Here is a 25,749-nt window from a genome sequence, read left to right as displayed (position 1 = left end):
TCCGGCTTGCCGTCGTCCGATGATTCCGGCACGGGCTGGCGACCGCGTGGCGGCATCGCGCCCGTGCCGGGCGGTTTCTACTTGCGGCTTTTCAGGAAGCTGCGCCCGTGCGCGGTGATCGACGCACCGGATCGGCCGTTCGCGGAATGGCTGACGAAGCCCGCGCCGACGAGTTCCTGCTCGACCGACCAGCCGAGGGCCGGCGCGTCGCGGCCGTAGCGCACATCGGCGAGACGCTCGAGCGCCCAGATCGCGGAGGCCGACAGGTTGGGGGTGTGGGACGTGACGTTGTCGTTCATCGCTTCCTCGGGGAGTAGTGATTCAGGGTGAACGGCACGAGGCCGTGGGATCGGGCGACGCAGCGTCAGCCCGCCTGCAGCAGGGGCAACAGCGCCTGGAGCGCTGCATCCTCGTCGGGGCCAGTGGCGAGCACCTGCGCGGACGTGCCGCCATGCATCTGTAGCGCCGCGATGGCCGTCGCGTCCTTCGCGCTGCCGCTGAGCCCGTTGGCGAGCAGCAGGATGTCGCTTTCGAAGCGGTGTGCCGCCGCGACGATCGCGTCACACGACGCGATCGCACGCCTGCGGCTCCAGGCGGGGCCGATTTCAACGTAGACGACGGTTGCCACGATGCGGATCAACCTCGGGGAAAGTCGCCGGAACGGCGTGGAACGGCCGGCCGGCAGCACGGCGGGACCGCGCGGAGCGCGGTTTCCCGACGGGGCGCCGGGTGTTGTGCACCAGGCATCGGTGCATCATTCATCTCGAACATGTCGACATCCTCAGCGAAACCGCCATCAAGTCCGGCGAATGATCGAAAGCTGACAATTATAATACAGCAACGTGTTTATGTGTATTGCATTATAATGCCGTGTGCGCGACATGCTGTCTGGCCGATTTGTCGACGGGACAGTACGGCGCGCGGTCCGGCCACGTGCTTGCGTGTCCGGCATTTTTTTATCGATTGACGTGAACTCCCACCGAATGGAAGCTGCAATGAACGCCGCCCCCGCCTGCCCGCAATGCGCGATGGAAAACACCTACCCGGATGGCACGCTGACCGTGTGCGCGGACTGCGGCCATGAATGGTCGGCCGGAGCCGGCGCCGATGCGGGCGACGAACCGGCGGGCGACGTCGTCAAGGACGCGAATGGCAACGTGCTGTCGGACGGCGATTCGGTCGTGCTGATCAAGGACTTGCGCGTGAAGGGTTCGTCGATCACGCTGAAGATGGGCACCAAGGTCAAGAGCATCCGTCTCGTCGGCGGCGATCACGAAGTCGATTGCAAGACCGACATGGGCGGCTTCATGCTGAAGGCCTGCTACCTGAAGAAGGTATGACCGCACGCGGTACGAGCGATTCTCCGATCAACCGGGCCTGTCGAGCATGAGCGAGGATCGAATTTCCTATGACGCGTTCCTGCAGTTCCTGGCGGCGCCGTTGAACGACGGCCGTCCGTTCGTGCTCGAGACGAAGCACGCGGTGTCGCTGCACTTCGACCACTTCGGCACGCAGAGCTTCATGTCGCTGAAGGATCCGGTCAGGCTCGAACTCGGCTATACGCGCGTGATGATGGGTTTCCTGCTGCTGCAGCCGGCGCCCGCGCGTATCTGCATGATCGGGCTCGGCGGTGGATCGCTGGCGAAGTACTGCTATCGGCACCTGCCCGACACGGCGATCGACGCTGTCGAGATCAATCCGGACGTGATCGCGCTGCGCGACGTGTTCAGGATTCCGCAAGACGACGCGCGCTTCGCGGTAGTCTGCGCGGACGGCGCAGACTACGTCGCGCGGCCGGACGTCCAGGCGGACGTGATCCTGCACGACGCGTTCGTCGCCGATGGCATGCCGGGCCGCTGCACGGGCACCGTGTTTCTCGACGCGTGCCGTGCGCGGCTGAGCGAAACGGGCGTGCTCGCGATCAACTTTATGGACGACGATCCCGCGTTGCCGCGCCATCTCGAGCAACTGCGTGCGGTGTTCGACGATTCGTGCGCGCTGGTGCCGTGCGGCGACGACAACAACTTCATTGCGTTCGCGTGGAAGAACGGCAACCCGCTGCCGTCGCTGCGCATCCTGCTCGAGCGCGCGCTGGGATTCGGCTCGGCGGGCGCGCTCAAGCTCTCGTCCACCGCTCGGCGCATGAAGGAAGGGGAGTGCATCGATCCCGCGCGGCTCGTCTGGCGCGCGCGCGAACATCCACGATGGGAAATTTGCGCCTGACGGCGCCGCGGGTTCGACTGCGCTTACTTCAGCCCTTGCTTCACGCGCTTGCCGAGCGGGCTCTTGGTCTTGTACGTGACGCCGTGTTTGTCGAGATACTCGCGGATCAACTGACGCACGACTTGCGACGGTGTGAGGTCCTGCTCCGCGCAGAGCATTTCGAATGCTTCTTTTTTGGCGGGATCGATCAGGACGGTCAGGCGGGCGGTTTTCGTTTCCATCGGGATGGCAGGGGTGGTCGATATGTTAATCAAATTATAATCGATCCGCTTTCGGTGCCAAATGTGTCATGCACGGTTCGTGCACCGGCACACCCGGGAGCTTCGGGTTGCTCGAAGCATATCGAAAACATGATAACAAGATTATCATGCTCTGTTGGTTGTATTAGGCTTTAAGTACAATATCGACCGGGGCTGTCGGCTCCGGCTTGCCCGAGCGGCTCGTCGTCCGCACGGCCGGTGACCCGGCTGCTTCCGTTTCCACGCGGCGAGCGTGCACCGTCACTGCGGCGCTGCCTGGTCGTCTCTTCGCGTTTACTACACAGCCACTTCGCTATCCGCCTCATGACCCCGATCAAGTTCGTTCTCCGCTACACGGCGATTCCTTTCGTAGCCATCGTGGCCGTCGTGGTGTGGGCAGTCGCGCCGTCGTCGAAAGAGGTCGACGCGCGGCAATATGCGGCGCTGTCGCGCGGATACGCGAGCTTTCCGCTACCGTTTCGACATGAAATCTCGGAAGCGATGGAGCAGGGCCGGATCAGCGACCGGCGTTACCAGACGCTCGTTCGCGATTCGCTGGGTAATGGTGTGGCGCTGGACTGGCCGGCGTCAGGTGTTGCCGACGTCGCCGCCGAGCGGCAAAGACTGGCCGAACTGCTGAAGGCCGATTCCGGCCTGGAGGAACATCAACAATGAAGATTGCGCTGGTTTCGGTGGCTTTCGTGATGATTATCGGAAGCCTGGTTTTCGCGCTGTATTTCATGAATCACGACCGGGGCGGCAGCAAGCGGATGGCGTGGTCGCTCGCGGCGCGGGTCGGGCTGTCGATCACGCTGTTCCTGTCGCTGCTGATCGCATACCGGCTCGGGTGGATCGAGCCGACGGGGCTGCCGATCGGGCGGTGATGCGCGGCATTCGCCCTCGCCGCCGCAGCAAACGAGGTATTGCCGACGGAAGGATCGCCACTGGCATCCGTTTCAGTATCAGCGTGATCGGCAAGCTGTCAAAATGCCGCGCAGCAGATCGATCGGCGGCGGTGGACATCCAGGAATGGTCACATCGACGGGCAGGACCGACGAAACGGGGCCGCACACGGCGTAGCTGTCGGCAAAAATGCCGCCCGTGCACGCGCACTCGCCGGCTGCGACGACCAGCTTCGGCGCCGGCGTCGCCTCGTACGCGGCAAGCACGGCTGCCTTCATGTTCAGTGTGACGGGGCCGGTCACGAGCAGCAGGTCCGCATGGCGCGGGCTGGCGACGAATTTGATCCCGAGCCCTTCGATGTTGTAGTACGGGTTGCTCAGTGCGTGAATCTCCAGTTCGCAGCCGTTGCACGAACCCGCATCGATCTGCCGGATGCACAACGCGCGGCCGAGGAGGTCGAGAATGTCCTGACGAATCTGCTGCGCCTCGTGTCGCCAGGTGGCTTCGGCGGTCGGCACGGGCTCGTCGGGAAATTCAGTGCGCGCGAACTGACGGATGAGTTGCCACATCAGAGATCGTGCCCCGCGTAGTTCAGATTGAACGATTTGTTGATCAGTGGGAAATCGGGAACGATGTTGCCAATGATCGCGTGCTCGAGCGCCGGCCAGTTCTGCCATGACGGATCGTGGCAATGGCATCGCGCGATGGCATCGCCTGATGCCATCTCGAGCGCGACGAATACGTCGCCGCGCCAGCCCTCCACCCAGCCGATTCCCCTGGATGGCGCCGCCGCGGGCGTGACGCCGACGGCGATCGGCCCTTCCGGAAGATTCGCCAGCAGTTCGCCCATCAGACGCAGCGATTCGTCGATTTCGGCAAACCGCACGGCGACCCGCGCGGCGACGTCGCCGCGCGGGTCGCTTGCCGCCTTGACGGCCAGATCGCCGTAAGGGGCCGGCCGCAGGTTCGCGCGCACGTCGAATGTCTGGCCGCTGGCGCGGGCGGCCATGCCGCGCACGCCGAAATGCGCGACGACGTCGGCATTCAATCGGCCGGTGCCGAGAAACCGGTCTTGCAGCCCGGACTGCTCCTCGTAGATCTTCCGCATCACGTGTACTTCGCGCGCGATGCGTTCGCACTGTTCGGTGAGGGTCGCCGCGTCCTCGGGATGAATGTCGACGGCCAGCCCGCCCGGCACGATTCGATCCATCAGGTATCGATGCCCGAAGATTCCGCCGTTGGTCCGTACCCAGTTCTCCTTGAGCCGCGAGAACTGTGCGAGACCGAACGCGAATCCGGCGTCGTTGCCGAGTGCGCCGAGGTCGCCGAGGTGATTGGCAATGCGCTCGCGCTCGAGCAGGAGTGCGCGCAGAACCAGCGCACGCGCCGGCACGGCTGTGCCGCACGCCTGCTCGAGTGCCATGCAATAGGCCCACGAGAACGCAACGGTCGAATCGCCGGCGACCCGGCCCGCAACACGATGGCCGTTCGACGCGGCCGTCCGTTCGAACAGCCGTTCGACGCCGCGATGCACATAGCCGAGCCGCTCCTCGAGCCGCAGCACCTTCTCTCCGACGACCGAAAACCGGAAATGGCCCGGCTCGATGATGCCGGCGTGAATCGGCCCGACGGCAATCTCGTGCACGCCTTCGCCGACAACCTGCACGAACGGGTAATCCGCTTCGTTCGATTCGAATCGCTCGATTCCGGTTGCCCGCTTTTGCAGCGGAAAGTAGTCGCCGGGCCAGTTACCGTGATTGAGCCACGGGCGCGTGTCGCGCGTGTTGCGCTCGCGCAGGCCGGTCAGGTCGAAAATTGCGCGCTGCATGCGCGTTGCGGCGGGAAACACGCCCGCGAGATCGGGATAGTCGCCGTCGGCCCGCGGTTCCGGCCCTGTCGCGAGGCGCACCCACAGGACGCCGTCGTCGCATTCGTAAGCCGCGTTGACTGAAAATACGCGCTCGGGCGTTTCGGTGCCCCACATCGCAACGAGCCGGCTACGGTCCGTCCGCGCGGCATGCGCGATGTCGAGCCATCGCGCTTCGTTGACGTCAACCACGGTAGCCGGCACCTGGCCTGCTTCGTGCCCGAGGCGAGTCGAGCCGTCCGCCTGAATCAAGTCGAGTCGCATCGCTTATCCTGCCAGCATCGTTGCCGCCTGACGGTACCACATCGCCAGGTAGGGCGGCACGTACAGACCCAGCATCAGGCCGAGCCCCAGATGCACGAACACCGGCAGCAGCGCCGGCCGGTGTTCGAGCGGCGTCGCCGTCGTCGTTTCGCCGAACACCATCCGCTGCACGCGCGCGAAGATCGCCGCGAACGCGACGGCGAGCCCGAGCAGCAGCAACGGCGCGGTCCACGGGAGCGCGTTCATCGCCGTCGTCAGGATCAGGAATTCGCTTGCGAACACGCCGAACGGCGGTAGCCCGAGAATGGCAAGCGCGCCAAGCATCAATGCCCAGCCGACCGCCGGGCTGACCTGAAGCAGCCCGCGAATGCCGTCGATCGCCTGCGTGCCGGCCTTTTGCGCGGCATGACCGACCGCGAAGAAGATCGCCGACTTGACGAGGGAATGGACCGTCATGTGCAGTAACCCGGCGAACGTCGCGATCGGGCCGCCGAGCCCGAACGCGAACGTCATCAAGCCCATATGCTCGATCGACGAGTACGAGAACAGGCGCTTCACGTCCTTCTGCCGGAACAGCGAGAACGACGCGATCAGGACCGACACGAGCCCGAACCCGACCAGCAACCGCCCCGGCAGGCCGTTGCCGAGCGCGCCGTCGGCCAGCACCTTGCAGCGCAGCACCGCATACAGCGCGACATTCAGCAGCAGGCCTGACAGCACCGCCGAAATCGGCGTCGGACCTTCGGCGTGCGCGTCCGGCAGCCAGCTATGCATCGGCACGAGGCCGACCTTGGTGCCGTAGCCGACCAGCAGAAACACGAAGGCGATCGACATGATCGTCGGATCGAGCTGCGTCCTGATCGCGGCCAGGCTCGTCCACAGCAGCGCGTCGCCGTCGGTCAGTTGCCGGCTCGCGGCAAGATACAGCAGGATCGTGCCGAACAGCGCCTGGGCGATGCCGACGCCGCACAGGATGAAGTATTTCCATGCGGCTTCGAGGCTCGCGGCGGTGCGGTAGACACTGACGAGCAACACGGTGGCGAGCGTTGCGGCTTCCATCGCGACCCACAGCACGCCGACGTTGTCGGTCAGCAGCGCGAGCAGCATCGCGAACATGAAGAGCTGATACATGCTGTGATAGAGCCGCATGCGCGCGGCGGTCATCCTGCCGCGGGTTTCCTCGATCTGCATGTAGGGCCGGGAAAACAGCGATGTCGTCCAGCCGACGAACGCCGTGAGGGCCACGAGATAGACATTGAACGGATCGACGAAAAACGCGCGCCCGAATGCGAACGACGGACCGTGCTCGACGGTGCGCGCGGCAAGCACCAGCGTTGCTGCGAACGTCAGGAAGCTGAAGCCGATGTTCAGATGGCGCGCGACCCGGCTCGGCCGCACGCAGGCAAGGCACGCTGCTCCCGCGAGCGGCAGGCCGAGCACGGCGAGCACGACGTGGGCGTCATTCATCTTTGAGTTTCTCGAGGTGATGGATGTCCAGGCTGTCGAACTGCTCGCGAATCTGGAACATGAAGATGCCCAGGATCAGGATGCCGATCAGCACGTCGAGCCCGATGCCGAGCTCGACGATCATCGGCATGCCGTTGGTCGCGGCAGCCGCCGCGAAGAACAGCCCGTTTTCCATCGACAGGAAGCCGATCACCTGAGGAATGGCCTTCGCGCGCGTGATCATCGCCATGAACGACAGCAGCACGCATGCGAGCGCAATGCCGAGCGTGCCGCGTGCGACCGATGTCGCGAGCTGGCTGATCGGCGCCGCGACATTGAACGCGATGATGACGAGCACGATGCCGATCAGCAGCGTGGTCGGGATATTGATGAGCGGCTCGACGTCGGTCTTGACGTCGAGCCTGCGAACGAGCCGATACAGGAACCACGGGATCACGCCGACCTTCAGCACGAGCGTCAGTCCGGCCGACACGTAGAGGTGCACGTCGTCCGTGACGAAGCCGAGGATCAGGTTCGCCGACACGAGCGCGACACCCTGCAGCGTATAGAGATGGATCAGGGACAGGATCCTGCGCTGGCTCAGCATCGCGAACGACAGCATCAGCAGCACGGCCGCGAGGAAATTGATCAGTTGTGTCGCGTAGGCGTGCATTCATGCTCCCAGCAGCAGATGGACGAGCATGCCGATCACGGCCAGCAGGAAGGCGGTCGCCAGGAATTCCGGTACCCGGAAGATGCGCATCTTCGCGTTGGCCGTTTCGACCACGGCGAGCGTGACGCCGCCTGCCGCCAGTTTGACGAAGAGCACTGGCACGGCCAGCAGCAGCGCAACCGGATCGCCCGCATTCGCGATGCCCCACGGCACGAACAACGCGAGACCGATGCACGAATACGCGAACAGCTTGAGGCTTGCCGCCCACTCCATCAAGGCAAGGTGCCGTCCCGAATATTCAAGGATCAGCGCCTCGTGGATCATCGTGAGCTCGAGGTGAGTGGTCGGATTGTCGACCGGCAGTCGCGCATTTTCGGCCAGCGCGACCAGCGTGAACGCGATGCCGGCGAACGCCAGGCTCGGATAGATCGTGAGCTCGCCGCGGCCGAGTGTCGAGACGATGCTCGTCAGCAGCGTCGACTGCGTAATCAGCGAGGCCGACAGGAGCACCATCAGCAGTGCCGGCTCCGCGAGGAAGCCGATCAGCATTTCGCGGCGCGCGCCGAGCGTGCCGAACGCCGTGCCGACGTCCATCGCCGCGAGCGACAGCGTGACGCGCGCGAGCGCAAACAGGCCGACGAGCGCGATTGCATCGGCGGCGGGCGAGAGCGGCAACTCCGTCGACAGGGTTGGCACGATCGCGCACGCGAGCGTCATGGCGGCCCAGACGACATAGGGCGCGCCGCGGAACACGGCGCTTGCGCCGTGCGCGATGACCGATTCCTTGTTGAACAGCTTGTGGAGCATCCGGTACGGTTGCCAGATGGACGGCGCACGCCGGTTCTGAAGCCAGGCGCGGCATTGGTTGACCCAGCCCGTGAGCAACGGCGCGGCCGCGATCGCTATCACGATTTCGAGAGTCTGCGAGATGACGCCGGACAGGGTTACCATCGTCTCACCAGCATCAGAAGCACGATCAGCACGACGAAACTGTATGTCAGATAAACCGCGATCTTGCCCGTCTGCAGGCGGCCCACCAAGTCGGCGGTGCGTTGCGTCAGTGCCGCGATGCGCAAGTAGAGCGCGGACCAGGTGCGATCGGTCACCGACACCCGGTAGGCCGGCTGTGCGTCGAATGGCGATGGCAATTGCCGTTCGATGTGCAGCAGCGGGGCGAAGATTTCGCGGATCGGCTGCCCGAATCCTTCCGCCGTATCCTGCATTCGCGCGGTCGTGAACGGGAAGCCGCAGCCCCACGGCGCCGCGCGTCGCAGCCGGCCGTGATAAAAACGCCGCACCAGCACCCACGCGAGTCCGCAGCATGCGATGAAGAACAACATGAAAGCCGCCGGCATGTAGCTCGCGCGAGCGGCCGACACGGGCGCGAACAGCAGCCAGCCGTGATTTTCCGCGCCGACGCCGGCGCCGACCAGCGTGTGCGTGACGCGATCCAGCAGCTTGACGAACTGCGCTGGCATCAGCCCGAGCAGCACGCTGGCGGTCGCGAACCAGCAGAATGCGAGCCGTTCCCACGTGTTCGCATCGCGGGCGCGGTTCAGCTTCGCTTCTCTCGGTTGCCCGAGGAACACGATGCCGAAGAACTTGACCATCGTGTAGCCGGCCAGCGCGGCCGACATGGCGATCAGCGCGGCGGCGATCGGCACCGTCATGGCGAGCACCGAATCCGGCAAGCCTGGCGCGAACAGGAAACTCTGCAGCAACAGCCATTCGGCCGCGAAACCGCTGAGCGGCGGCAAGCCCGCGCTTGCCGCGACACCCGCGAGCACCGCCCATGCGGTCCAGGGCATGAAGCGAATCAGTCCGCCGAGCTTGCCGAGGTTGCGCTCGCCGGTGGCGTGGAGGACGGCGCCCGTACCCAGGAACAGCAAGCTCTTGAATGCGGCATGCGCGACGATCTGGTAGAGCATCGCGGTCAGTGCGAGCGCGGACAGGCTCGGCATCCCGTATGCACGAAACAGCACGGCAAGACCGAGCGCGACGATCATCAGGCCGACGTTGTCGATCGACGAATAGGCGAGCAGGCGCTTCATGTCGGTCTGGATGGTGCTGAACACCACCCCCAGCAACGCGGTGCTGATGCCCAGCACGAGGAGCAGCACGCCCCACCATGCGATCTGCACGTGCAACAGGTCGAACAGGGTGCGCAGCAGGCCATACAGGCCGACTTTCAGCACGAATCCGCTGAGGAGCGCCGAAACCGGCGACGGTGCCGCGGGATGGGCCTCCGGCAGCCACACGTGCAGCGGGAAGATCCCTGCCTTCGCGCCGAACCCGACAAGTGCGAACAGGAAGGCGAACGACGCGGACAAGGTATCCAGCGACTGCGCGCGCAGGTTGGCGAAGGTGTAGTCGCCGGTGCGCGCCTGCAGAATGCCGAAGCAGAGCAGCAGCGCGAGCGCGCCGACGTGCGAGATCAGAAAATAGAGATATCCCGCCCGGCGGATCTCGCCGATCCGGTGGTTGGTCATCACGAGAAACGTCGCGGATAGCGTCAGCGTCTCCCAGGCGACCATGAAAACGTATGCGTCGTCTGCGATCAACACCAGTGCGATGCTTGCGACGCAGACGTGGTATTCGAAGCAGATCAACCCGGGCGCGGATCCTTCACCCTTGCGGAAATAGCCGGCTGAAAAGGCGCCGATCCCCGTGCTGACGAGGCCGAGCACGAACAGGAAATAGCCGGACAAGCGATCGAGACGCAGATGAAAGGGCAGGCCGGGAAGCCCGATCGGCAGCACAGCCACAGACGGTTCGGCAAAGATGCCGGCGAGGCCCGCCGCGCCGACGAGCAGTCCGACCAACGCGCCGAGCGGAAAGAGGCCGTGGGCCACCAGTCGCGTGCGACGCAGCGCCCCGAGCCCCAGCGTGCCGACCGCGAGCCACGCGGCCACGGCCAGCAGGACGAAATGGACGACCGGCATGGGTGCCATCCGGAATGTCTCCAGTACGCTCGGGTTGGACGACGTGGTTGGAATGGCCGCATCTCCCGCGACGTATTCCTGCCCGCATTATGACACCGAAAGGCCAATCCCGATAACAAGGTATGATAATGTCGTTATCATTAAAGTCTCATGAATCCTCGGATGGAACGGGCGCGCGTGGCGGTTTGTCGCGGCGCTCCGGGTTCCGCCCAGGGCGTCGTTGTCCCCCCGATCCGGGCGAATGAGGGAAGATCCTATGCCTGCGCAGTACTTCCGAGGCCTGACGGGAAAACACCGTAGCGCGGCCGCGAACCGCCAGCTCGGGTTTTCGCTTGCCTTTGTTGCCGGAGCAACCAATGCCGGCGGTTTCCTCGCGGTCAAGCAATACACGTCCCACATGAGCGGGATCGTGTCGGCGATTGCGGATCAGACGGCGCTTGGCGACATCCGGCTCGTGCTGGCCGGGGTTGGTTCGCTCGTGTCGTTTCTGGTTGGCGCCGGCTGCTCGGCGGTGCTCGTCAACTGGGGGCGCCGCCGCGGCCTGCAGAGTCAGTATGTACTGCCGTTGCTGGTGGAAGCCGCGCTGCTGCTCCTGTTCGGGCTGCTCGGCAGCCATCTCGCGCTGTGGGAAGCGTTCTTCATGCCGGTCACGGTCATCTTGCTGTGCTTCATCATGGGGCTGCAAAACGCGATGATCACAAAGCTGTCGGGGGCGGAAATCCGTACGACGCACATGACGGGCATCGTGACGGACCTCGGCATCGAGCTCGGCAAACTCTTTTACTGGAATCGCTCGAATGCAGACATGCACGCGCATGCGGTGATCGCAAACCGCGCGAAGCTCAGGATTCACGGAACGATGCTGGCGTCGTTTTTTGTCGGCGGGCTGGCCGGCGCAATCGGCTTCAAGCATGTCGGCTACGTGTCGACCGTGCCGCTTGCCGCAGCGCTCGTCACGCTGGCGATCGTGCCCGTTGTCGACGACGTGCTTGAATATCTCTATCGACTTGACCGCAGGTCGTGAGCCGGTCGCCGAGCCGGATCAACACGCGTGTGCCGCATGTTCTCCGGTGCTGTAGGCAAGGGCCGGTGCATTATAATTCGATTAGCATATTTGCCGACTCTATCCTGCAATGGAAACGAAAACCGCACGCTTGACCATCCTGATCGATCCCGCCAAGAAAGAAGCGTTCGACATGCTCTGCGCGGAGCAGGACCTGACGCCGTCGCAAGTCGTGCGGCAGTTGATCCGCGAGTATCTCGAGCAACACGGCGTGAGCTACAGGACGAAGAGCGCGCTCGGCAAGCGGGTGAAGCGAAGCGCGGGCTGAGCTCGCAAGCCGTCTAGGCGTCGATTTCCCAGTGTGCATGCCCCTGCGCATGCCAGGTCAACCGCTTTGGATCGAGGCGTTCTCCCTCTTTCATGCGCCGAGCGGTTGACGACAGCTTGAGTTCGCCGGCAAACGCGAACGAGAGCGCGCGTTCGAACAGAACTTGCCTCGATGGCAAACGAAGCGACCCTTTCCAGGCGAAGGCGACGAAATTGCTGTCGTCGTCGCATCGGACAACCGCATACGAAGGGCCGAACACGGAGCCCAGGCGCTCGATGTGAGCGGGCAGCGACGGGTCGTCGTCCGCCAGATTGATCGCGAGCACTCCGGAATCGCTCAATCGCTCGCGACAGCCGGTAAAGAACGCGATATCCGCACACCGGCTCGGCATGCCGTCCGCGACGAAGGCATCCAGCAGGATCACGTCGGTGTGGACATCCTCCCGTGTCACGTACTCCGCGCCATCTGCACAGATCACCTTGAATCGAGCGTCGTCTGCCGGAATCCTGAACACGTCGCGTAGTGCGATCACTTCCGGATTGATTTCGACCGCGTCGATGGTCACGCAGGGCAGATGCCGATAGCAGTACTTTGCCAAGGAGCCGCCCCCGAGCCCGATCATGCACATATGTCCGGTGGCCGGGTGCAGCAGCAGACAACCCATCATGGTTCGCGTATAGCCGAGCGCCAGTTTGTCGGGCGTGCGCAGCGACATGAAGCTTTGGGTAGCCTGGTGATCGAAGTGCAGCGAGATTGCGTGCTGCGTCTCCAGAACGTACGGCCGTCCGTCATGCAGCGGGGTCGACAGAAATTCGACGAACGCATCGTAGGATGTGCGGTCATGCTCCATGCTCGATCGATCCGGGTAGTCAAGTTGTAGGTGGGGGGGGGCGCCTGCAGCGAACAGCAACGACAAGCGGGTTCGCCGTCGGTGGGCGCACGACGTCACATTTTCTTGTGAAAGCACGCGTTGAGCATGAAGCCGCCCATGTCGGTCTTGCAATCGACTTCGCGATCTCCGCCGACGAGACGGATGCCCTTGTCCTCAATACCCATCTCCAGCGTGATCGACGAACCCTGCACGCGCAAGTCCTTGATCAGCACGACCGAATCGCCGTCCGACGGCACGATGGCGTTCATGTCCTTGACCGCCAGCTCGACCGATTCGTCAGTGGATTCGGTGCCGGTGCCGGCGCCGGCCGCCCATTCGTGACCGTAGTCCACGCACAGGGTTAGCGCGCCGTCCGGGTCTGTGTCCTGCATCGCGCGCTGCGGGCAGGCCGCGGCAGGGTTCATTGCGACTTTCATTTGGCAGATTCGGGCCGTCAGGGGAAAACGGGCGTTCACTTTCATCACCGAGGTTGCCATCGTGCCGTCGGCTCGCTCAGCGTAAAAAATGCACACTGCATTATAATGCCATACACATTTGCTTATTGCTGTCTTATAATCGAATCTTGCCGCCGATCGCCGGAGTTGGGGGCGGATTCGCGGAGGTAGTCGACATGTTCGATCTGGATGGGATGCTACTGCTGCCCGATCGGCGGTCCGTATTCCTGTCGGAGGTCGCGGGAAGCCGGGGGCTTATCGTTGTGGGCGTCGGACGTGGTGGCGAGCGAGGCTTCCAGATGGTCCACCGCTTCCATGAGGCGGCTGAACGGCTCGCGGCCGCCGGTATCCATCTGGCCTTCGTTTATCCCAGGGAATCGGCTCGGCACGTGATGGATCCGATCTCAGTGGCCAGTGCGCGGTTCCGGCACCACCCGAGTCTGCTTCTCGATGCAGATGGCTGCTGTTTTGCGCTGGGCGTGCCTCCTCGATTGCTCAATGCCGTGTATCTGAGCAGCGAGATGAAGCGTCTCGCCGGTTTCGAAACGGACGTGCGCGACGCGGCATGGGAAATCGAGTTGCATGCGTTTCTGATGGCCTGCCAGGTCGCCCCGTCCCACTGAATACCAGGGCCTGTCGCACGGCACGCGCGAAGAACATGGAAACCGTCGTCTATTTTGCGTGCCACTTGTCGATCTCCCTTCATGCGTGCGGCTTCCTCGGTCGGGGGCGCCGCAAGACGTTCGTCGCGGAAACCGAGCACCTCGTCTCACTGGACTGTGGCGGTCGTGGCATGTCTCAGTACGCATCGAGGTCGGCGTCAGTTGCGACGGGCACGCCTGAGGGCGTGCCTTGCCATTCGAGTTCCAGACATACATCACCCTTGACCATGATCAAATCTTTGGAGACGCCATGAGCGATAAGGAAACTTCGACGGTTCCGACTCTTTCGACATCCGCGATCTGGGCGCTCGAGCGCCTTGCCGATATTCGTTATGGTCGCGACACGCCCGCGCTTGGCTGGTCCATTACCCGAGAGCTCATCGGCGCTGGATTCGTGCGCTATCCGACGAACGGTCGCGGAAGCGTTTCGATTACGGCAGCCGGGCAGACATTCCTGAAAAATCGGAAGTAGTTCTTATCGACGTCGCTCAGGAATCGCACGGTCGCGTTGATTCAAACATCGTTCATGTTGTGGGCGGTTGCGTCTGATATGAAAGGCGCCAACGCGGAAGTACGCGACTGCGGATTGCTGTCGCGCACGAAGATGAAGAAACGTATCGCTGCGGACATGACAAAGGGCTGAGCGTGCTTTCCTTCCTGCGATCCCTTTTTGCTCGGCGCAAATTTCGCCGGCTTCCCGTGGTTCGTTTTCAATCCAGGCCGATCGATCTCGGCATTGACGGGGCTCCGTATTCGGGCTGGGAAGTCGCGATCCTGGAGGCGTCCGGCGGTACCGTCGGCACGGCGATGTACAGTCTGGCACCTCGAATCGATCGGGTATTCGTCCATCGACTGGAAATTCTCGCGTCGATGAGACGCCGCGGCTATGGTCTCGCCTTCCTGTCGTATCTGCATCGAACGTATCAGTTGCCTATTACCGTGATCGACGAACTGCCGGATGGCCGACCGTTCTGGCTCGCCGCGAGAACCTTTCAATCCGGAACATTGCGGGTAACGTCCGGGAAATCATCCGATGAGTTCCGCGACGAACTGCTTCAATGGCGGCATCGGCAGGCGGTCATGCTCGGGCTGCGCCCCCAGTCGAAGAAAACATTGGATTCCTAGGAAAACCTGCATGCCGCCCCTCGTGTAAACGGACTTGCTTGCCGCTCATGCGCGACATAGATTGTCTTCATCGAGGTCCGATTTTCTGGAGGTGCCATGCAACTATTCGTCGAACGTGTCGACGTTTGGGCGGCCACCATCGAGGACAAGCCGGGCGGTCTTGCGCATGTGTTGAACGCGTTGCGGGATGCTGGCGCTGATTTGCAATTCGTTGTCGCCCGACGCACGCCGGAAGCACCAGGCAAGGGGGTCGTGTTTGTCGCGCCGCTACAGGGAGACAAGGAGATCCGTGCAGCCACGCAGGCGGGATTCATTGCCACCTCGGGCCTGTACTCCATCCGTGTGATGGGACTGGATCAAGCGGGGATCATCGCAGAGCTGACCCAGCAGCTGTCGGACGGCGGGATCAATCTCCGCGGCGTATCCGCTGCCGTGCTCGGCTCGCAGTTCATTGCTTATCTCGCGCTCGACTCGCAGGCCGACGCCGATAGGGCGATGGACATTTTGCAAAGGGCTTGACCAGCCGTTGTTGTCCCGTGTCTTTGCGTGCCTTCGCGCTTCGTCGTGCCATGTGCGGCAAGTACGGTGCGACGGCAGGTGGATTGAATAGCTCGACGGTAATCGTTCACAGTTGAGTTTGGATGAAAAATAGACGCGTTGTGATAAGAATACTTATCCCGACAACGTCGATGCGAATGAATGTCGCTGTTGAACTCGCCGCCTGGCATGTTCGGTCGGAAGGGGCGGCGCTGCGGTATTTAGGTGCGTGACGCGCGCGCGTCGAAGTCCCGGACGAGATCGGAGCATGATGCAGGGCAGGACGCCGCCCGCGCATCCCTGCTCAATCGCGCGTCCGCCGAAGCGCGCGCCCCATCTCGGCGATCGGCATCGCCGCGATCGAATTCAGCAACCGCGTCTCTCCGGCGTCCGGGCGCGCGATTGCCCGCACGTCATCGAGCGTCTGCGCCACGTGGCGATCGAGCGGTTCGAGAAAGCGCCGCAGCTCGCTCTCCGCCGCCTTGTCCCTGAGCCCGATTGCCTGTCCGAACGCGATCAGCGCATCCACATCGATATCGACAAATCGCGTCGCGGTGCCGAGCGGCATCGTCAGTTCGCAGTGCGGCCAATGATCGCCACGATGGTCGGGCCGGTGCGTCGGCGTGTGATACACGACCGTGCTGACGATGTCATAGAACGGCGCAAGCCGGTAACCGCGCGCGTCGACGAAGAACGACAGGTTCTTCAGGTGCGCGTCGGCATTGCCGACCACCACGTTGAACACGGTCCAGCGGAATACCGACAGGCGTGCCAGCGCGCGCGTGCTGGTGCGGTCGATCGCGCGGGCAAGCTCCTGCGCATTCGCGCGCTGGTACTTGAAGCCGCGGTCGTAGTTGAGCAGCTGCATCGCGTCGATCGTATGCACGCGCCCGGCCGGCGCCGACGCGACGTCGCGGTCGAACCGGTCGATCACGTAGCACGCGGATGGCGCGCGCAGGAAGTGCACGTCGGGCACGTCGAGCCCCATCCGCTTCGCGAGCTTCATGCAGAAGAATTCGTTGATCGCCGAGTGCGGGTAGCCGGCCGCGCGCATGTCCGGCTTGAGCAGGTGCATCGACGGCTCGCTGCCGACCGGCTCGTACAGCGTGTAGTCGGATGCGTTGCCGCGCAGCACCACCAGCAGCTTCTGCTGCGCGCCGGCCGCCGACATGCGCTTGGGTGCGGTCGCCGTCAGCGCGCGCTCGGGCATTGCCTGGATCCGGCGTTCGAGCTCGTCGAGCGGCAGTGGCTGCAGGCTGCCGGGCGCTTCCTGTTCGCCGTCGGCCAGCAGCGTCAGCGCGCCGGCCGATTCGCGCCCGAAGTACGCGAGCAGGCCCCACGCGTCGGCGGCATCGACCTTCGCCTCGCGCGCGAGCGACGTGCGCATGCCTTCCTCCGGCAGCAGGTTGTCGAAGAACCACTGGACCGGGCGATCGGTCGACGTATCGGTGAAGGTGCCGGCGCGCAGCGCGAACGCCGGCGACAGCGGGTAGGCGGTCGGGGACGCGAGCCATTGCGGGTCGTACGCGAACGACCAGATGCCTTTGTCGTCGGTCAGCGTGCCCATGCGCTCGCCGTTGGCGGAGGCGATCAGCGTTCTAGCCGCCATGGCTGCTCCTGCGGCGTTGCGCGGCCTTCAGCGCGGTGGCTTCCGAAATCTCGACCGACGACTCGGCGTACAGGCGCACGCCCAGCTCGCCGAGCAGCATCATGACCTTGCCGATTTGCGCGGTCGGCTTGCCGGCTTCCACCTGGCTGATGAATTTCGGCGACAGCCCGGTCGCGTTCGCGAGTTCGTCGCGCGTGAACCCCTGCTGGAGCCGCGCCGCGCGGATGAGGTGGGCGAGCGCGCCGATCGTGTCGACGGACTGGGACTCCGACATGACGTTCTCCGTACTTCGTATCTGATCGGGAACAGTATTGCACAACTCGGCGGCCCGGGCATCATTTCGTATCCGTACAGGAACGAAAGTCCAGTAAAAGGACTCGGAACATCGTTTCGTACCCGAACGGGAACAAAAGCTCGTAGAGCTGTATGTTGAAACCGCCTTCGTATCCAATCGAATACGAAAAAGTGTCGAGCCGGCCAGGCCGGCGAGGACGCATGGCGCCGACGGTTATCCGCCGGCGGCGATCACGGCCAGTGGGCCAACGTCGTCGTCGACGGCCCGCGCGGCGCGCGTCCGTCATTCCACAAACAGGTCGGGCCCGGACCTTGCGCCCCGCAAGCGCCGCCCGCGGCCGCACCGCGACGTGTCACACATGACGGATTGGGAGGGAGGCGCGCATGGAGCCGATGCCGGTCGTACTTCAGTGGGATGCGGTCCTCGTCAGGATCGCCCTCGCGCTGGTCGCGGGCGGGCTGATCGGTCTCGATCGCAGCGAATCCGGCAAGACGGCCGGGCTGCGCACGACGATCCTCGTTTGCCTTGCCGCGTGCCTGTCGATGCTTCAGGTCAATGCGTTGCTGCTGCAGGCCGGCAAGCCGCAGGGCGCGTTCTCAGTGCTCGACCTGATGCGCCTGCCGCTCGGCATCCTGACCGGGATGGGCTTTATCGGCGGCGGCGCGATCCTGCATCGCGACGGCCTCGTATCCGGCGTGACGACAGCCGCGACGCTGTGGTTCGTGACCGTGGTCGGTCTGTGCATCGGCGGCGGCCAGTTGTCGCTCGGCGCGCTCGGGCTCGTGCTCGGACTCCTCGTCGTGTGGCCGCTGCGGCTGGTCGAGCAGCGCGTGCGGAGCGTCAGGACGGCACTGATCACGATCGAGTACGAATTCGGCTCGCCGGCGCGCGAGCGTCTGACGACCGGGCTGCGCGACGCTGGCTTCGCGTGCCGCACGCGCGGTTTTCGCGAAACGGCCGCGCGTGCGGCGCGCGAAGAGGAACTGTTCGTAGCGTGGCGCGAACCGGCCAATGCCGATGCGATGCTGCCTCAACTGATCCGGATCGCCGAATTGGCTGGCCTGACGTCGATCCGTTATTCCGCGGAGAACTGAGCCGCACGACGCTTTCCGAGCGTAGGTTGGTTGCGTGCCCCGTGCCCCGTGCCCCGTGCCCCGTTCAGCGTCCGGCTTCCGCTCCGGCGCCGTCGTGCGAATCGCCGTTCGGGTTGGGCGGGCTCATCGCGAGATGAAGTGCGGCCGGGTCGACCGGTTTCACGAAATGCTCCAGAAACCCGGTCGAGAGACAGCGTTCGCGATCCGCGTTGCGGCCATAGCCGGTCAGCGCGAGAAAGATGCACGGCGTGACTTCGTTGATCGCCTTCAGCCGCCTCAGCAGTTCATAGCCGTCCATCACCGGCAGCCCGATGTCGAGGATCGCGACGTCGGGACGGTAAGCGCGGTACGCGGCCAGCGCGGTCACCGGGTCGTGCACGACGGCGACTTCGTGACCGGCCTCGCGCAGCCATTGCGCGAGTGTCGACGCGGCATCCTCGTTGTCGTCGACCAGCATCACGCGCCGGCCGGTGCGGCCCGGCGCCATGTCGCGGATGCCGTGCGGCGGCTGCGGCGCGGCCATTGCCACGGCTTTCGGCCGGTACTCGGGCAGTGAGATCGTAAACGTGCTGCCGCAGCCGGGTCCGGCGCTGTCCGCGCGCACCGTGCCGCCGTGCAGGGTGACGAGACTGCGCACGAGCGCGAGGCCGATACCGAGGCCGCCGTGCGCCTGCTTCGCGTCGCCGTCGAGCCGGTAGAACGGCTCGAAGATGCTGTCGAGGCGGTCGCGCGGAATGCCGGCGCCGTTGTCGCTTACCTCGACGAGCGCGGTGCCGTCGGCGCCGCGGGCCGCGCGCACCGTGATGTCGCCGCCCGGCAGCGTGTATTTCGCCGCGTTGGTCAGCAGGTTCGCGACGACCTGCGACAGCCGCACCGAGTCGCCGTGGCAGCGCGCGTCCGGATCGGTGTCGACATGCAGGCGGTGACGGCGCTGCTCGAACAGCGGACTCGCGACCTCGACCGCGCGGTCGACGATGTCCGCGAGCTGCACGGGTTCCTTCTTCAGCGTGATCTTGCCGCGCGTGATGCGCGACACGTCGAGCAGATCGTCGATCAGCCGGACCATGTGATCGAGCTGCCGCTGGATGATCGCGATCTCGTTCGGCGTCGCCTGGCCGTCGCGATGGCGGATCAGCTCCAGCGCGAGCGAGATCGGCGTCAGCGGATTACGCAGCTCATGGCCGAGCACCGCGAGAAACTGATCCTTCGCCTGATTCGCGTCACGAAGTTCGCCGAGCAGCCGGTCGCGCTCGGCATTCGCGGCGACGAGCTTCTCGCGCGCGGCGACGTGCTCGGTCACCTCGACCGCGCTGACGATCACGCCGAGCCCGTCCGCGAGCGGCTGCGGATTGAAGTGCAGCCGGTACACGCGGGCGTCGTCCGGCTCGGGCCGGTCGCGGTGCTCGCTGATCGTCGTCGAGCGGCCCAGCGTGCGGGCGGTTTCCAGCGCGCGCACGATCGCCGGCGTATCGCCGCCGGGTAGCACCGACGTCAGCCGCTGGTCGACGATGTCGGTCCGGCCGCACAGCTCCGAGAAACGGTGATTCGCGAGCACGATCCGGTGTGCGGCGCCCGACAGCAGCGCGATCGGCAACGGCGCGTGCATCAGGACGCCATTGCGTTGCTGCTCGGCGTCCTCGCGACGGCGGATCTCGTCGCTCAGCGCGCGCGAGCGCTGCTGCGACAGCGCCAGCGTCAGGTGCAGCTCGTTTTCGTCGTTGCGCAGCGATGCGTCGGGCAGGATGCGGCGATGCAGCGCGCACACATGGCGGAACGTCTCCGATTGCTCGGCGCTTGGAAACACGTCGCCCGGATAGCCGCAGTAAAGCGAGAAGCGATGTTGCTCGATCAGCTCGTTCCATAGCGCTTCGAGCCGCAGCGCACCGGCGTACCGCTCCTGCGCGCACAGCAGCGCGACCATTTCGCCGAACACATGCACGGGTCGGCCGGCGCGGACCGCCGCTTCGACGATCGTGCCGATCGAGCGGCGAAAGCGCGCGGGGTCAGGGAGGTCGCCGTCCATGAAGCTGTCGAGCAGCGTTTGCGCGCTCGACATGAAGATGCGCTCGCGGGCCGCGTGGCCGATCGGTGCGCTGAGCGTGCGCAGGCGTTCGTGCACCGCCGCGAGGCAGTCGGGTCGCGCGATCACGATCGCGCTGCCGCCCGCGCGCAGCGCATCGGCCGCGAACAGTGCGACTTCCGACACGAGCTGCGCATCGGACTCGTAGAACTGGACGAAGTGATCGGCCCGCATCGGTGCCGATTCCAGCAGGGGAGATGCAGTTTTCATCGCTCACGACCAGACAATGCCGTTGGCGGCCGGCGATTCCGTGCCGCAGCCATATCCGCGCCGACACGAGCAAGCCGCGTGCCGCGCGCGCGCCCAGGCCCGAGGGCCGTGCGGCATGAGCCCGGCATGCGCGGGCGGTGCCGGGTGACGCTGCGTTTGTAAATTCTGCCGCGGATCGCAGGACGGATGCGCGATCAGAGTGGCGCGGTAGAGGCGGCTCGCCGGTCCGTCCCGAGCCGGAGTGGTCGCCGGTCAGTGGCAAGACCGGACGAACCTGCGGCGCGTCGGGTGGCGCGGCGCAATCCCGGCGCCCGACGGCGAATGCTCAGAACTTTACGCACAGCCCGTGCGACGCGCGGCGACCGGTGCTCGCGGTCATATCGATCGATGGAATCGTCCGATGGACGCGAGCCGGGTCACGGGGGGAGGGATCTTCTTATGCAACGGGGTGCCGTGCTGCGCGAGGCCGATGTGCTACGCGCGAACGCCTGTCATCAGGAAAACGTCGTCGCGACCATGATGCCGAACACCAGGCCGAGCGCGATGCCGGTCAGCCGGCCGTAGATGGATGCGCGCACATTGTCGTCCAGCTCGAACGGCGAGCGCTTGTGCTTCCATACCGTACTGAATGCCACCGGACGGGTCAGCAGCACGGTGCATGCGATCAACACGGGTGTCGCGACGAGCATCGCGATGCGCGGCCCGTTCCAGTCGACGCCATGCATCATCAGCGAAACGAGCACGGCGAGCGGCACCTCGACGCACAGGCCGAGCAGCGATCCGCCGACGAAGGAGTCTCCCGGTGATTGGAGCATGGTCGTCTGTCCGTTCGAATGAAAGCCGCACCCGTTTGCGAGCGGCTGAAAGGGCGACCGCGGTCCTTGTCGGAGGCCATGGTCGATCGTGTGGCCGGATGTTAAGGCAAATTGTCGACCGGTTGTCGGCTATTCAAGCTATTTAACAAATGTTCGATGGAAACCGGGTATCGTGCGCCGCACGGGACGATCGCGCCGTGGTACAAGTCGGGTTTTGCGCGCTTCGTGCGCGGTGCGGCGCGGTACGCCGGCGACGCGCGTCGGGCGGCCTGAGCGGCAGCGATCAGCGAACGACAAGGATTCGACCGCACAGCGCTCAGGCCCGAAAACCCGATCTGAACGCGATTCGACAGCGCGCGTGCAGTCGCAAAGCATTGCCGATCAATTTCCCGGCCGGTGCGCTGAACGAGTCGGCATGGATCCTGTCGCGATTCGACGGCTGCTGGCGCTGGTTCGCGGATCGGGACGATTCGCGGTGGTATCCGGCGGCCTTGATGTTCCGGCGCACGGAGCCTTGGCGCCGGGACGACGTGATCGAGCAGTGGCGCGTGCACTTGAAACCAACCAGGGGACTGCAACATGATCGAACATCTGACCAATCATCCGGCGACGATCGCCTGCAAGGTGTGCGGTGCCGACGCGGACATCTGCGGCGTGGTCGATTTCTCGCGTTGCGGCGCGGACATGATCGCCGGGAAAAAAGTCGATCCGTTCGTCGGCGTGCCGATCTACTACTACGCGTGCAGGCAATGCGGGTTCACCTGCACGCCGGCCTTCGACCACTGGACGCACGATGATTTCGCGCGTCACGTGTACAACGACGACTACGCGCGCCACGATCCGGAGTATCTCGAGCATCGTCCGCAGCAGCATGCCGACCTGATCTGCACGAGCTTTCCGTCGATGCGGGAGAACCGCATTCTCGATTTCGGCTCGGGGCTCGGGCTGCTGGAAAAGAAGTTGTCCACGCGCGGGTTCGCGGATGTGACCTCGTACGATCCGTTCAGCCATCCCGTCGCGCCGCAGGGGCAATTCGATGCGATCCTGTCGTTCGAAGTCTTCGAGCATCATCCGGATCCCCGCAGCCTGTTCGCCGACATCATCCGGTACAGGGGGCCCGCCGGCGCACTGTTGTTTCAGACGTCCCTGATCACGCCGGAGATCCTTGCGCGTGGGATCGAGCAATGGTGGTACTGCGTGCCGCGCAACGGGCATATTTCGTTTTATACGAGCCAGGCGCTGACGCTGCTGGCGACGCAGCATGGGCTCGAATTCGGCTCGTTCAGCCCGGAATTGCACGTGGTTTTCGATCGTGCGGCGGCACCGGGGTGGCTTTCGAAGTTCTTTCAGTGAAATGGGGCGCTCAGTCAGCCGCGACATCGGCTGCCAGGAATCCGAGACGCCATTGTTCAGGAGGCGATCCATCATCCCGAGCCGGACATCCACACCGACGCATGTCGCCCCGCAGGCGTGAGATCGGCCTCATTCGCGGCTTTCACCGTCGATGCCGCCCGGCCACGGAGATGAAGCCTCGCGCGAGGCAGCGCCGTTCGCGCGTCGGCCGCCGTTCTTGATGCAGGTCACGTGAGACGCCGAAGCGTCGGATCAGGATGAACGTGTTCGGCCGACAGCGCCGGCCAATGCCGGCCCGCGCTTGTCGCTCGCGGCTCGGCCGCGGCCATCGGAGGGCTCGTCATGGATCACGGGAATGCACACGTCGTCTGGTTCGACGACCTGCGGCGCGGCGACGTGGCGCGCGTCGGCGGCAAGAATGCGTCGCTGGGCGAATTGATCGGCAACCTGTCCGCACAGGGCGTGAGCGTGCCACCCGGGTTCGCGTCGACAGCGGACGCTTACTGGCAATTCATCGACGCAAACGGATTGAGGCAAGCCATCGGCAGCACGCTCGAGGCATTCGGCGCACGCAAGATGGCGCTCGCCGAGGCCGGTGCGTCGATCCGGCAGGCGATCCTCCGCGGAGACTGGCCCGACGACATCGCCGACGCGATCCGGGACGCGTATCGGCAACTGTGCCGGCAGGCCGGCGGAGACGACGTCGATGTCGCCGTGCGCTCGAGCGCGACCGCCGAGGATCTTCCCGACGCGAGCTTCGCGGGCCAGCAGGAAACCTATCTGAACGTGCGCGGTGAGCATGCGCTGCTCGCGGCGTGCCGCCGGTGCTATGCGTCGCTGTTCACCGACCGCGCGATCTCCTACCGCGAAGAAAAGGGCTTCGATCACTTGCGCGTCGCGCTGTCGATCGGCGTGCAGCGGATGGTGCGTTCGGACCTCGGCGCGGCCGGCGTGATGTTTTCGCTCGACACGGAAACAGGATTCGACAAGGTGGTGCTGATCAGCGCGGCATGGGGGCTTGGCGAGAATGTCGTGCAGGGCACCGTGGACCCCGACGAATACGAGGTGTTCAAGCCCTTGCTCGGCGATCCGGCGTGCACACCGGTCATCGGCAAGACGCTCGGCGGCAAGGCATGCAAGCTGATCTATGCGCGCGACGAGAATGCACCGACCCGCAACGTGCCGACCTCGAAAGCCGAGCGTGCCACCTTCGTGCTGGCGGACAGCGACATCCTGGCGCTTGCGAAATGGGCCTGCGCCATCGAGGCGCACTATGGCCAGCCGATGGATATCGAATGGGCAAAGGACGGCGTAAGCGGAGAACTGTTCGTCGTGCAGGCACGTCCCGAAACGGTGCAGTCCCGGCGCGAATCCAGCGCCATCAAGACCTACCGACTTGGTCAGACCGGCCGCAAGCTGCTCACCGGCGTCAGTGTCGGCGAGGCGATTGCGGCCGGCAGCGTGTGCGTGATCGAAAGTCCGCACGACATGGGGCGATTCGTCGACGGCGCGGTACTGGTGACGCACACGACCGATCCCGACTGGCTGCCGGTGATGCGCCGCGCCGCGGCGATCGTCACCGATCATGGCGGCCGCACGTCGCATGCCGCGATCGTGAGCCGCGAGCTGGGGTTGCCGGCCATCGTCGGCACCGGCAACGCGACCCGCATGCTGCACGATCAGCAGGAAGTGACGGTATCGTGCGCGGAGGGCGAGGCCGGGTTCGTGTACGAGGGCATCGCGCAATACCACGTGGACGCGATCGACCTGACCGACCTGCCGGCCACCCGTACGCAGGTCATGCTGAATCTCGCGAATCCGGCCGCGGCGTTCAGGTGGTGGCGACTGCCCGCCGATGGAATCGGGCTTGCGCGCATGGAGTTCGTGATCAGCAACCATATCAAGGTCCACCCGATGGCGCTGGCCCACTACGACGCGCTGACGGACGCGCATGCGAAGCGCGAGATCGCCGCCCTGACGTCGGGGTACGACGACCCGTCGAACTATTTCGTCGACCGGCTGGCGCACGGCCTCGCACGTATCGCGGCGGTCTGTCATCCCGCGCCGGTGATCGTCCGCATGAGCGACTTCAAGACGAATGAGTACGCGCATCTGGTCGGCGGCGCGCAGTTCGAACCGCTGGAAGAAAATCCGATGCTCGGATTTCGCGGCGCGTCACGCTACTATTCGCCGCGCTACCGTGACGGATTCGCGCTCGAATGCCGGGCCATCGCGCGGCTGCGAAACGGCATGGGATTCAGGAACGTGGTCGTGATGATCCCGTTCTGCCGGACGCTCGACGAGGCGGACCGCGTGCTCGAGGTCCTGGCCGCCAACGGCCTGAAGCGCGGCGAAGACGGATTGCAGATCTATGTGATGTGCGAAATCCCGTCGAACGTCATCCTGGCGAGCCAGTTTGCGCAGCGCTTCGACGGCTTCTCGATCGGAAGCAACGATCTGACCCAACTGACGCTCGGCGTAGACCGCGACTCGGCGGAATTGGCCGGGTTGTTCGACGAACAGAACGAAGCCGTGAAGTGGATGATCGCCCGCGTGATCGAGTCCGCCCGCAACGCGGGGGCGAAGGTCGGCTTGTGCGGCCAGGCGCCGAGCGATCATCCGGCATTCGTCGATTTTCTCGTGGCGTGCGGCATCGACTCGGTTTCCGTCAGCCCCGACAGCTTCATCGCGGTCAAGCGGCGCGTGGCCGTCGCGGAAAGCGCTGCGCCCGGTGAGCGTGCGTCGCCGGAATGAG

General features: G+C 64.7%; 28 protein-coding genes. 13 read left to right on the top strand and 15 right to left on the bottom strand.

The window, feature by feature from the left end:
- Nucleotides 1-77: 77 nt before the first annotated feature.
- Nucleotides 78-299: a hypothetical protein gene (locus DIE11_RS15895; protein WP_059602484.1), complete on the bottom strand. Its 222-nt coding sequence runs from the start codon at nucleotides 297-299 to the stop codon at nucleotides 78-80.
- A gap of 65 nt (nucleotides 300-364) precedes the next feature.
- Nucleotides 365-628 carry an HPr family phosphocarrier protein gene (locus DIE11_RS15890; RefSeq protein WP_059681058.1) on the bottom strand — a complete coding sequence of 88 codons (264 nt, stop codon included), beginning with the start codon at nucleotides 626-628 and terminating at the stop codon, nucleotides 365-367.
- A gap of 367 nt (nucleotides 629-995) precedes the next feature.
- Here DIE11_RS15890 and DIE11_RS15885 point away from each other — a divergent pair, with 367 nt between their 5' ends.
- A complete protein-coding gene (locus tag DIE11_RS15885) occupies nucleotides 996-1,340 on the top strand; it encodes a zinc ribbon domain-containing protein YjdM (protein ID WP_006752903.1) in 345 nt (114 codons plus the stop codon).
- Nucleotides 1,341-1,386: 46 nt separating this feature from the next.
- Nucleotides 1,387-2,223, top strand: coding sequence for a spermidine synthase (locus tag DIE11_RS15880; protein ID WP_124625391.1), 837 nt, complete (start codon nucleotides 1,387-1,389; stop codon nucleotides 2,221-2,223).
- Nucleotides 2,224-2,246: 23 nt separating this feature from the next.
- Here DIE11_RS15880 and DIE11_RS15875 read toward each other — a convergent pair whose 3' ends face one another.
- On the bottom strand, nucleotides 2,247-2,444 hold the full coding sequence (locus DIE11_RS15875) for a ribbon-helix-helix protein, CopG family (protein WP_059602491.1): 198 nt from the start codon (nucleotides 2,442-2,444) through the stop codon (nucleotides 2,247-2,249).
- A gap of 342 nt (nucleotides 2,445-2,786) precedes the next feature.
- On the opposite strand from DIE11_RS15875, the gene DIE11_RS15870 reads away from it, so the two are divergent.
- On the top strand, nucleotides 2,787-3,137 hold the full coding sequence (locus DIE11_RS15870) for a hypothetical protein (RefSeq protein WP_059602495.1): 351 nt from the start codon (nucleotides 2,787-2,789) through the stop codon (nucleotides 3,135-3,137).
- The gene (locus DIE11_RS15865) at nucleotides 3,134-3,346 is read left to right on the top strand and encodes a DUF2909 domain-containing protein (RefSeq protein ID WP_059511443.1); all 213 of its coding nucleotides are present in this window, start codon (nucleotides 3,134-3,136) and stop codon (nucleotides 3,344-3,346) included. Before DIE11_RS15870 ends, DIE11_RS15865 begins: the two co-directional genes overlap by 4 nt.
- Nucleotides 3,347-3,424: 78 nt before the next feature.
- Here the strand turns inward: DIE11_RS15865 and DIE11_RS15860 are convergent, their stop codons facing one another.
- Genes DIE11_RS15860 through hyfB form a run of 6 tightly spaced genes read right to left on the bottom strand, consistent with a single transcriptional unit; the run spans nucleotide 3,425 to nucleotide 10,566 of the window.
- The gene (locus DIE11_RS15860; RefSeq protein WP_124625389.1) at nucleotides 3,425-3,934 is read right to left on the bottom strand and encodes an NADH-quinone oxidoreductase subunit B family protein; all 510 of its coding nucleotides are present in this window, start codon (nucleotides 3,932-3,934) and stop codon (nucleotides 3,425-3,427) included.
- Nucleotides 3,934-5,496, bottom strand: coding sequence for an NADH-quinone oxidoreductase subunit C (locus DIE11_RS15855; protein ID WP_124625387.1), 1,563 nt, complete (start codon nucleotides 5,494-5,496; stop codon nucleotides 3,934-3,936). The genes DIE11_RS15860 and DIE11_RS15855 overlap by 1 nt, the downstream gene beginning before the upstream one ends.
- Before the next feature lie 3 nt (nucleotides 5,497-5,499).
- Nucleotides 5,500-6,963 carry a hydrogenase 4 subunit F gene (locus tag DIE11_RS15850; protein WP_124625385.1) on the bottom strand — a complete coding sequence of 488 codons (1,464 nt, stop codon included), beginning with the start codon at nucleotides 6,961-6,963 and terminating at the stop codon, nucleotides 5,500-5,502.
- A complete protein-coding gene (locus DIE11_RS15845) occupies nucleotides 6,956-7,615 on the bottom strand; it encodes a hypothetical protein (RefSeq protein WP_059602509.1) in 660 nt (219 codons plus the stop codon). Before DIE11_RS15845 ends, DIE11_RS15850 begins: the two co-directional genes overlap by 8 nt.
- Nucleotides 7,616-8,566: a respiratory chain complex I subunit 1 family protein gene (locus DIE11_RS15840; RefSeq protein ID WP_124625383.1), complete on the bottom strand. Its 951-nt coding sequence runs from the start codon at nucleotides 8,564-8,566 to the stop codon at nucleotides 7,616-7,618.
- Entirely contained in the window at nucleotides 8,560-10,566 is a 2,007-nt protein-coding gene (gene hyfB, locus DIE11_RS15835; RefSeq protein ID WP_124625380.1) for a hydrogenase 4 subunit B, read from the bottom strand. Before hyfB ends, DIE11_RS15840 begins: the two co-directional genes overlap by 7 nt.
- 247 nt (nucleotides 10,567-10,813) lie before the next feature.
- Between hyfB and DIE11_RS15830 the strand changes: the two genes are divergently transcribed.
- Nucleotides 10,814-11,581: a YoaK family protein gene (locus DIE11_RS15830; RefSeq protein WP_124625614.1), complete on the top strand. Its 768-nt coding sequence runs from the start codon at nucleotides 10,814-10,816 to the stop codon at nucleotides 11,579-11,581.
- Nucleotides 11,582-11,690: 109 nt separating this feature from the next.
- Nucleotides 11,691-11,888, top strand: a complete 198-nt coding sequence (locus DIE11_RS15825; protein WP_069228003.1) for a ribbon-helix-helix protein, CopG family — start codon at nucleotides 11,691-11,693, stop codon at nucleotides 11,886-11,888.
- Nucleotides 11,889-11,901: 13 nt separating this feature from the next.
- On the opposite strand, the gene DIE11_RS15820 is transcribed toward DIE11_RS15825, so the two are convergent.
- The gene (locus DIE11_RS15820) at nucleotides 11,902-12,738 is read right to left on the bottom strand and encodes a spermidine synthase (protein ID WP_124625377.1); all 837 of its coding nucleotides are present in this window, start codon (nucleotides 12,736-12,738) and stop codon (nucleotides 11,902-11,904) included.
- A 95-nt stretch (nucleotides 12,739-12,833) separates the two neighbouring features.
- Nucleotides 12,834-13,184, bottom strand: a complete 351-nt coding sequence (locus tag DIE11_RS15815) for an alkylphosphonate utilization protein (RefSeq protein ID WP_124625612.1) — start codon at nucleotides 13,182-13,184, stop codon at nucleotides 12,834-12,836.
- Between the two features lie 206 nt (nucleotides 13,185-13,390).
- Between DIE11_RS15815 and DIE11_RS15810 the strand changes: the two genes are divergently transcribed.
- The 4 genes from DIE11_RS15810 to DIE11_RS15795 all read left to right on the top strand — a co-directional run bounded on the left by DIE11_RS15810 (nucleotide 13,391) and on the right by DIE11_RS15795 (nucleotide 15,520).
- The gene (locus tag DIE11_RS15810; protein ID WP_059602527.1) at nucleotides 13,391-13,837 is read left to right on the top strand and encodes a hypothetical protein; all 447 of its coding nucleotides are present in this window, start codon (nucleotides 13,391-13,393) and stop codon (nucleotides 13,835-13,837) included.
- Between the two features lie 289 nt (nucleotides 13,838-14,126).
- Nucleotides 14,127-14,348 (top strand): hypothetical protein, encoded by a 222-nt coding sequence (locus DIE11_RS15805; protein ID WP_082728952.1) that lies wholly within the window; start codon nucleotides 14,127-14,129, stop codon nucleotides 14,346-14,348.
- Between the two features lie 173 nt (nucleotides 14,349-14,521).
- Nucleotides 14,522-15,001 (top strand): hypothetical protein, encoded by a 480-nt coding sequence (locus DIE11_RS36890; RefSeq protein ID WP_260437125.1) that lies wholly within the window; start codon nucleotides 14,522-14,524, stop codon nucleotides 14,999-15,001.
- Nucleotides 15,002-15,097: 96 nt separating this feature from the next.
- Nucleotides 15,098-15,520, top strand: coding sequence for an ACT domain-containing protein (locus DIE11_RS15795; protein ID WP_124625374.1), 423 nt, complete (start codon nucleotides 15,098-15,100; stop codon nucleotides 15,518-15,520).
- A 322-nt stretch (nucleotides 15,521-15,842) separates the two neighbouring features.
- Here DIE11_RS15795 and DIE11_RS15790 read toward each other — a convergent pair whose 3' ends face one another.
- Both DIE11_RS15790 and DIE11_RS15785 read right to left on the bottom strand, forming a co-directional pair.
- Nucleotides 15,843-17,147 (bottom strand): HipA domain-containing protein, encoded by a 1,305-nt coding sequence (locus DIE11_RS15790; RefSeq protein ID WP_124625371.1) that lies wholly within the window; start codon nucleotides 17,145-17,147, stop codon nucleotides 15,843-15,845.
- Nucleotides 17,137-17,421: a helix-turn-helix transcriptional regulator gene (locus DIE11_RS15785; protein ID WP_059602554.1), complete on the bottom strand. Its 285-nt coding sequence runs from the start codon at nucleotides 17,419-17,421 to the stop codon at nucleotides 17,137-17,139. The genes DIE11_RS15790 and DIE11_RS15785 overlap by 11 nt, the downstream gene beginning before the upstream one ends.
- A gap of 404 nt (nucleotides 17,422-17,825) precedes the next feature.
- On the opposite strand from DIE11_RS15785, the gene DIE11_RS15780 reads away from it, so the two are divergent.
- Entirely contained in the window at nucleotides 17,826-18,536 is a 711-nt protein-coding gene (locus DIE11_RS15780) for an MgtC/SapB family protein (protein ID WP_124625368.1), read from the top strand.
- A gap of 64 nt (nucleotides 18,537-18,600) precedes the next feature.
- Here the strand turns inward: DIE11_RS15780 and DIE11_RS15775 are convergent, their stop codons facing one another.
- Nucleotides 18,601-20,790, bottom strand: coding sequence for an ATP-binding protein (locus DIE11_RS15775; RefSeq protein WP_124625608.1), 2,190 nt, complete (start codon nucleotides 20,788-20,790; stop codon nucleotides 18,601-18,603).
- A 530-nt stretch (nucleotides 20,791-21,320) separates the two neighbouring features.
- Entirely contained in the window at nucleotides 21,321-21,641 is a 321-nt protein-coding gene (locus DIE11_RS15770) for a hypothetical protein (protein WP_124625365.1), read from the bottom strand.
- Nucleotides 21,642-22,220: 579 nt separating this feature from the next.
- On the opposite strand from DIE11_RS15770, the gene DIE11_RS15765 reads away from it, so the two are divergent.
- Together DIE11_RS15765 and ppsA are read left to right on the top strand one after the other, a co-directional pair.
- Complete coding sequence (locus DIE11_RS15765; RefSeq protein ID WP_124625362.1) at nucleotides 22,221-22,994, top strand: class I SAM-dependent methyltransferase; 774 nt, start codon at nucleotides 22,221-22,223, stop codon at nucleotides 22,992-22,994.
- A gap of 342 nt (nucleotides 22,995-23,336) precedes the next feature.
- Nucleotides 23,337-25,748: a phosphoenolpyruvate synthase gene (gene ppsA, locus DIE11_RS15760; protein ID WP_124625360.1), complete on the top strand. Its 2,412-nt coding sequence runs from the start codon at nucleotides 23,337-23,339 to the stop codon at nucleotides 25,746-25,748.
- Nucleotide 25,749 lies beyond the last annotated feature (1 nt).

Source organism: Burkholderia sp. Bp9012, assembly GCF_003853825.1.
Lineage (GTDB): Bacteria > Pseudomonadota > Gammaproteobacteria > Burkholderiales > Burkholderiaceae > Burkholderia > Burkholderia diffusa.
The sequence above is the reverse complement of the archived record's forward strand: the minus strand, read 5'-3'. Positions and strand labels throughout refer to the sequence as shown.

Excerpts from the sequence above, each read along its gene's own strand:
- hyfB (WP_124625380.1), bottom strand. The coding sequence starts at position 10,566 with ATGGCACCCATGCCGGTCGTCCATTTCGTCCTGCTGGCCGTGGCCGCG.
- DIE11_RS15815 (WP_124625612.1), bottom strand. The coding sequence starts at position 13,184 with ATGAACCCTGCCGCGGCCTGCCCGCAGCGCGCGATGCAGGACACAGAC.
- DIE11_RS15810 (WP_059602527.1), top strand. The coding sequence starts at position 13,391 with ATGTTCGATCTGGATGGGATGCTACTGCTGCCCGATCGGCGGTCCGTA.
- DIE11_RS15845 (WP_059602509.1), bottom strand. The coding sequence starts at position 7,615 with ATGCACGCCTACGCGACACAACTGATCAATTTCCTCGCGGCCGTGCTG.
- DIE11_RS15805 (WP_082728952.1), top strand. The coding sequence starts at position 14,127 with ATGAGCGATAAGGAAACTTCGACGGTTCCGACTCTTTCGACATCCGCG.
- DIE11_RS15770 (WP_124625365.1), bottom strand. The coding sequence starts at position 21,641 with ATGCTCCAATCACCGGGAGACTCCTTCGTCGGCGGATCGCTGCTCGGC.
- DIE11_RS15865 (WP_059511443.1), top strand. The coding sequence starts at position 3,134 with ATGAAGATTGCGCTGGTTTCGGTGGCTTTCGTGATGATTATCGGAAGC.
- DIE11_RS15785 (WP_059602554.1), bottom strand. The coding sequence starts at position 17,421 with ATGTCGGAGTCCCAGTCCGTCGACACGATCGGCGCGCTCGCCCACCTC.
- DIE11_RS15780 (WP_124625368.1), top strand. The coding sequence starts at position 17,826 with ATGGAGCCGATGCCGGTCGTACTTCAGTGGGATGCGGTCCTCGTCAGG.
- DIE11_RS15885 (WP_006752903.1), top strand. The coding sequence starts at position 996 with ATGAACGCCGCCCCCGCCTGCCCGCAATGCGCGATGGAAAACACCTAC.
- DIE11_RS15775 (WP_124625608.1), bottom strand. The coding sequence starts at position 20,790 with ATGCGGGCCGATCACTTCGTCCAGTTCTACGAGTCCGATGCGCAGCTC.
- DIE11_RS15830 (WP_124625614.1), top strand. The coding sequence starts at position 10,814 with ATGCCTGCGCAGTACTTCCGAGGCCTGACGGGAAAACACCGTAGCGCG.
- DIE11_RS15875 (WP_059602491.1), bottom strand. The coding sequence starts at position 2,444 with ATGGAAACGAAAACCGCCCGCCTGACCGTCCTGATCGATCCCGCCAAA.
- DIE11_RS15820 (WP_124625377.1), bottom strand. The coding sequence starts at position 12,738 with ATGGAGCATGACCGCACATCCTACGATGCGTTCGTCGAATTTCTGTCG.
- DIE11_RS15825 (WP_069228003.1), top strand. The coding sequence starts at position 11,691 with ATGGAAACGAAAACCGCACGCTTGACCATCCTGATCGATCCCGCCAAG.
- DIE11_RS15765 (WP_124625362.1), top strand. The coding sequence starts at position 22,221 with ATGATCGAACATCTGACCAATCATCCGGCGACGATCGCCTGCAAGGTG.
- DIE11_RS15895 (WP_059602484.1), bottom strand. The coding sequence starts at position 299 with ATGAACGACAACGTCACGTCCCACACCCCCAACCTGTCGGCCTCCGCG.
- DIE11_RS15850 (WP_124625385.1), bottom strand. The coding sequence starts at position 6,963 with ATGAATGACGCCCACGTCGTGCTCGCCGTGCTCGGCCTGCCGCTCGCG.
- DIE11_RS15855 (WP_124625387.1), bottom strand. The coding sequence starts at position 5,496 with ATGCGACTCGACTTGATTCAGGCGGACGGCTCGACTCGCCTCGGGCAC.
- DIE11_RS15880 (WP_124625391.1), top strand. The coding sequence starts at position 1,387 with ATGAGCGAGGATCGAATTTCCTATGACGCGTTCCTGCAGTTCCTGGCG.
- DIE11_RS15860 (WP_124625389.1), bottom strand. The coding sequence starts at position 3,934 with ATGTGGCAACTCATCCGTCAGTTCGCGCGCACTGAATTTCCCGACGAG.
- DIE11_RS15840 (WP_124625383.1), bottom strand. The coding sequence starts at position 8,566 with ATGGTAACCCTGTCCGGCGTCATCTCGCAGACTCTCGAAATCGTGATA.
- DIE11_RS15870 (WP_059602495.1), top strand. The coding sequence starts at position 2,787 with ATGACCCCGATCAAGTTCGTTCTCCGCTACACGGCGATTCCTTTCGTA.
- DIE11_RS15795 (WP_124625374.1), top strand. The coding sequence starts at position 15,098 with ATGCAACTATTCGTCGAACGTGTCGACGTTTGGGCGGCCACCATCGAG.
- ppsA (WP_124625360.1), top strand. The coding sequence starts at position 23,337 with ATGGATCACGGGAATGCACACGTCGTCTGGTTCGACGACCTGCGGCGC.
- DIE11_RS15790 (WP_124625371.1), bottom strand. The coding sequence starts at position 17,147 with ATGGCGGCTAGAACGCTGATCGCCTCCGCCAACGGCGAGCGCATGGGC.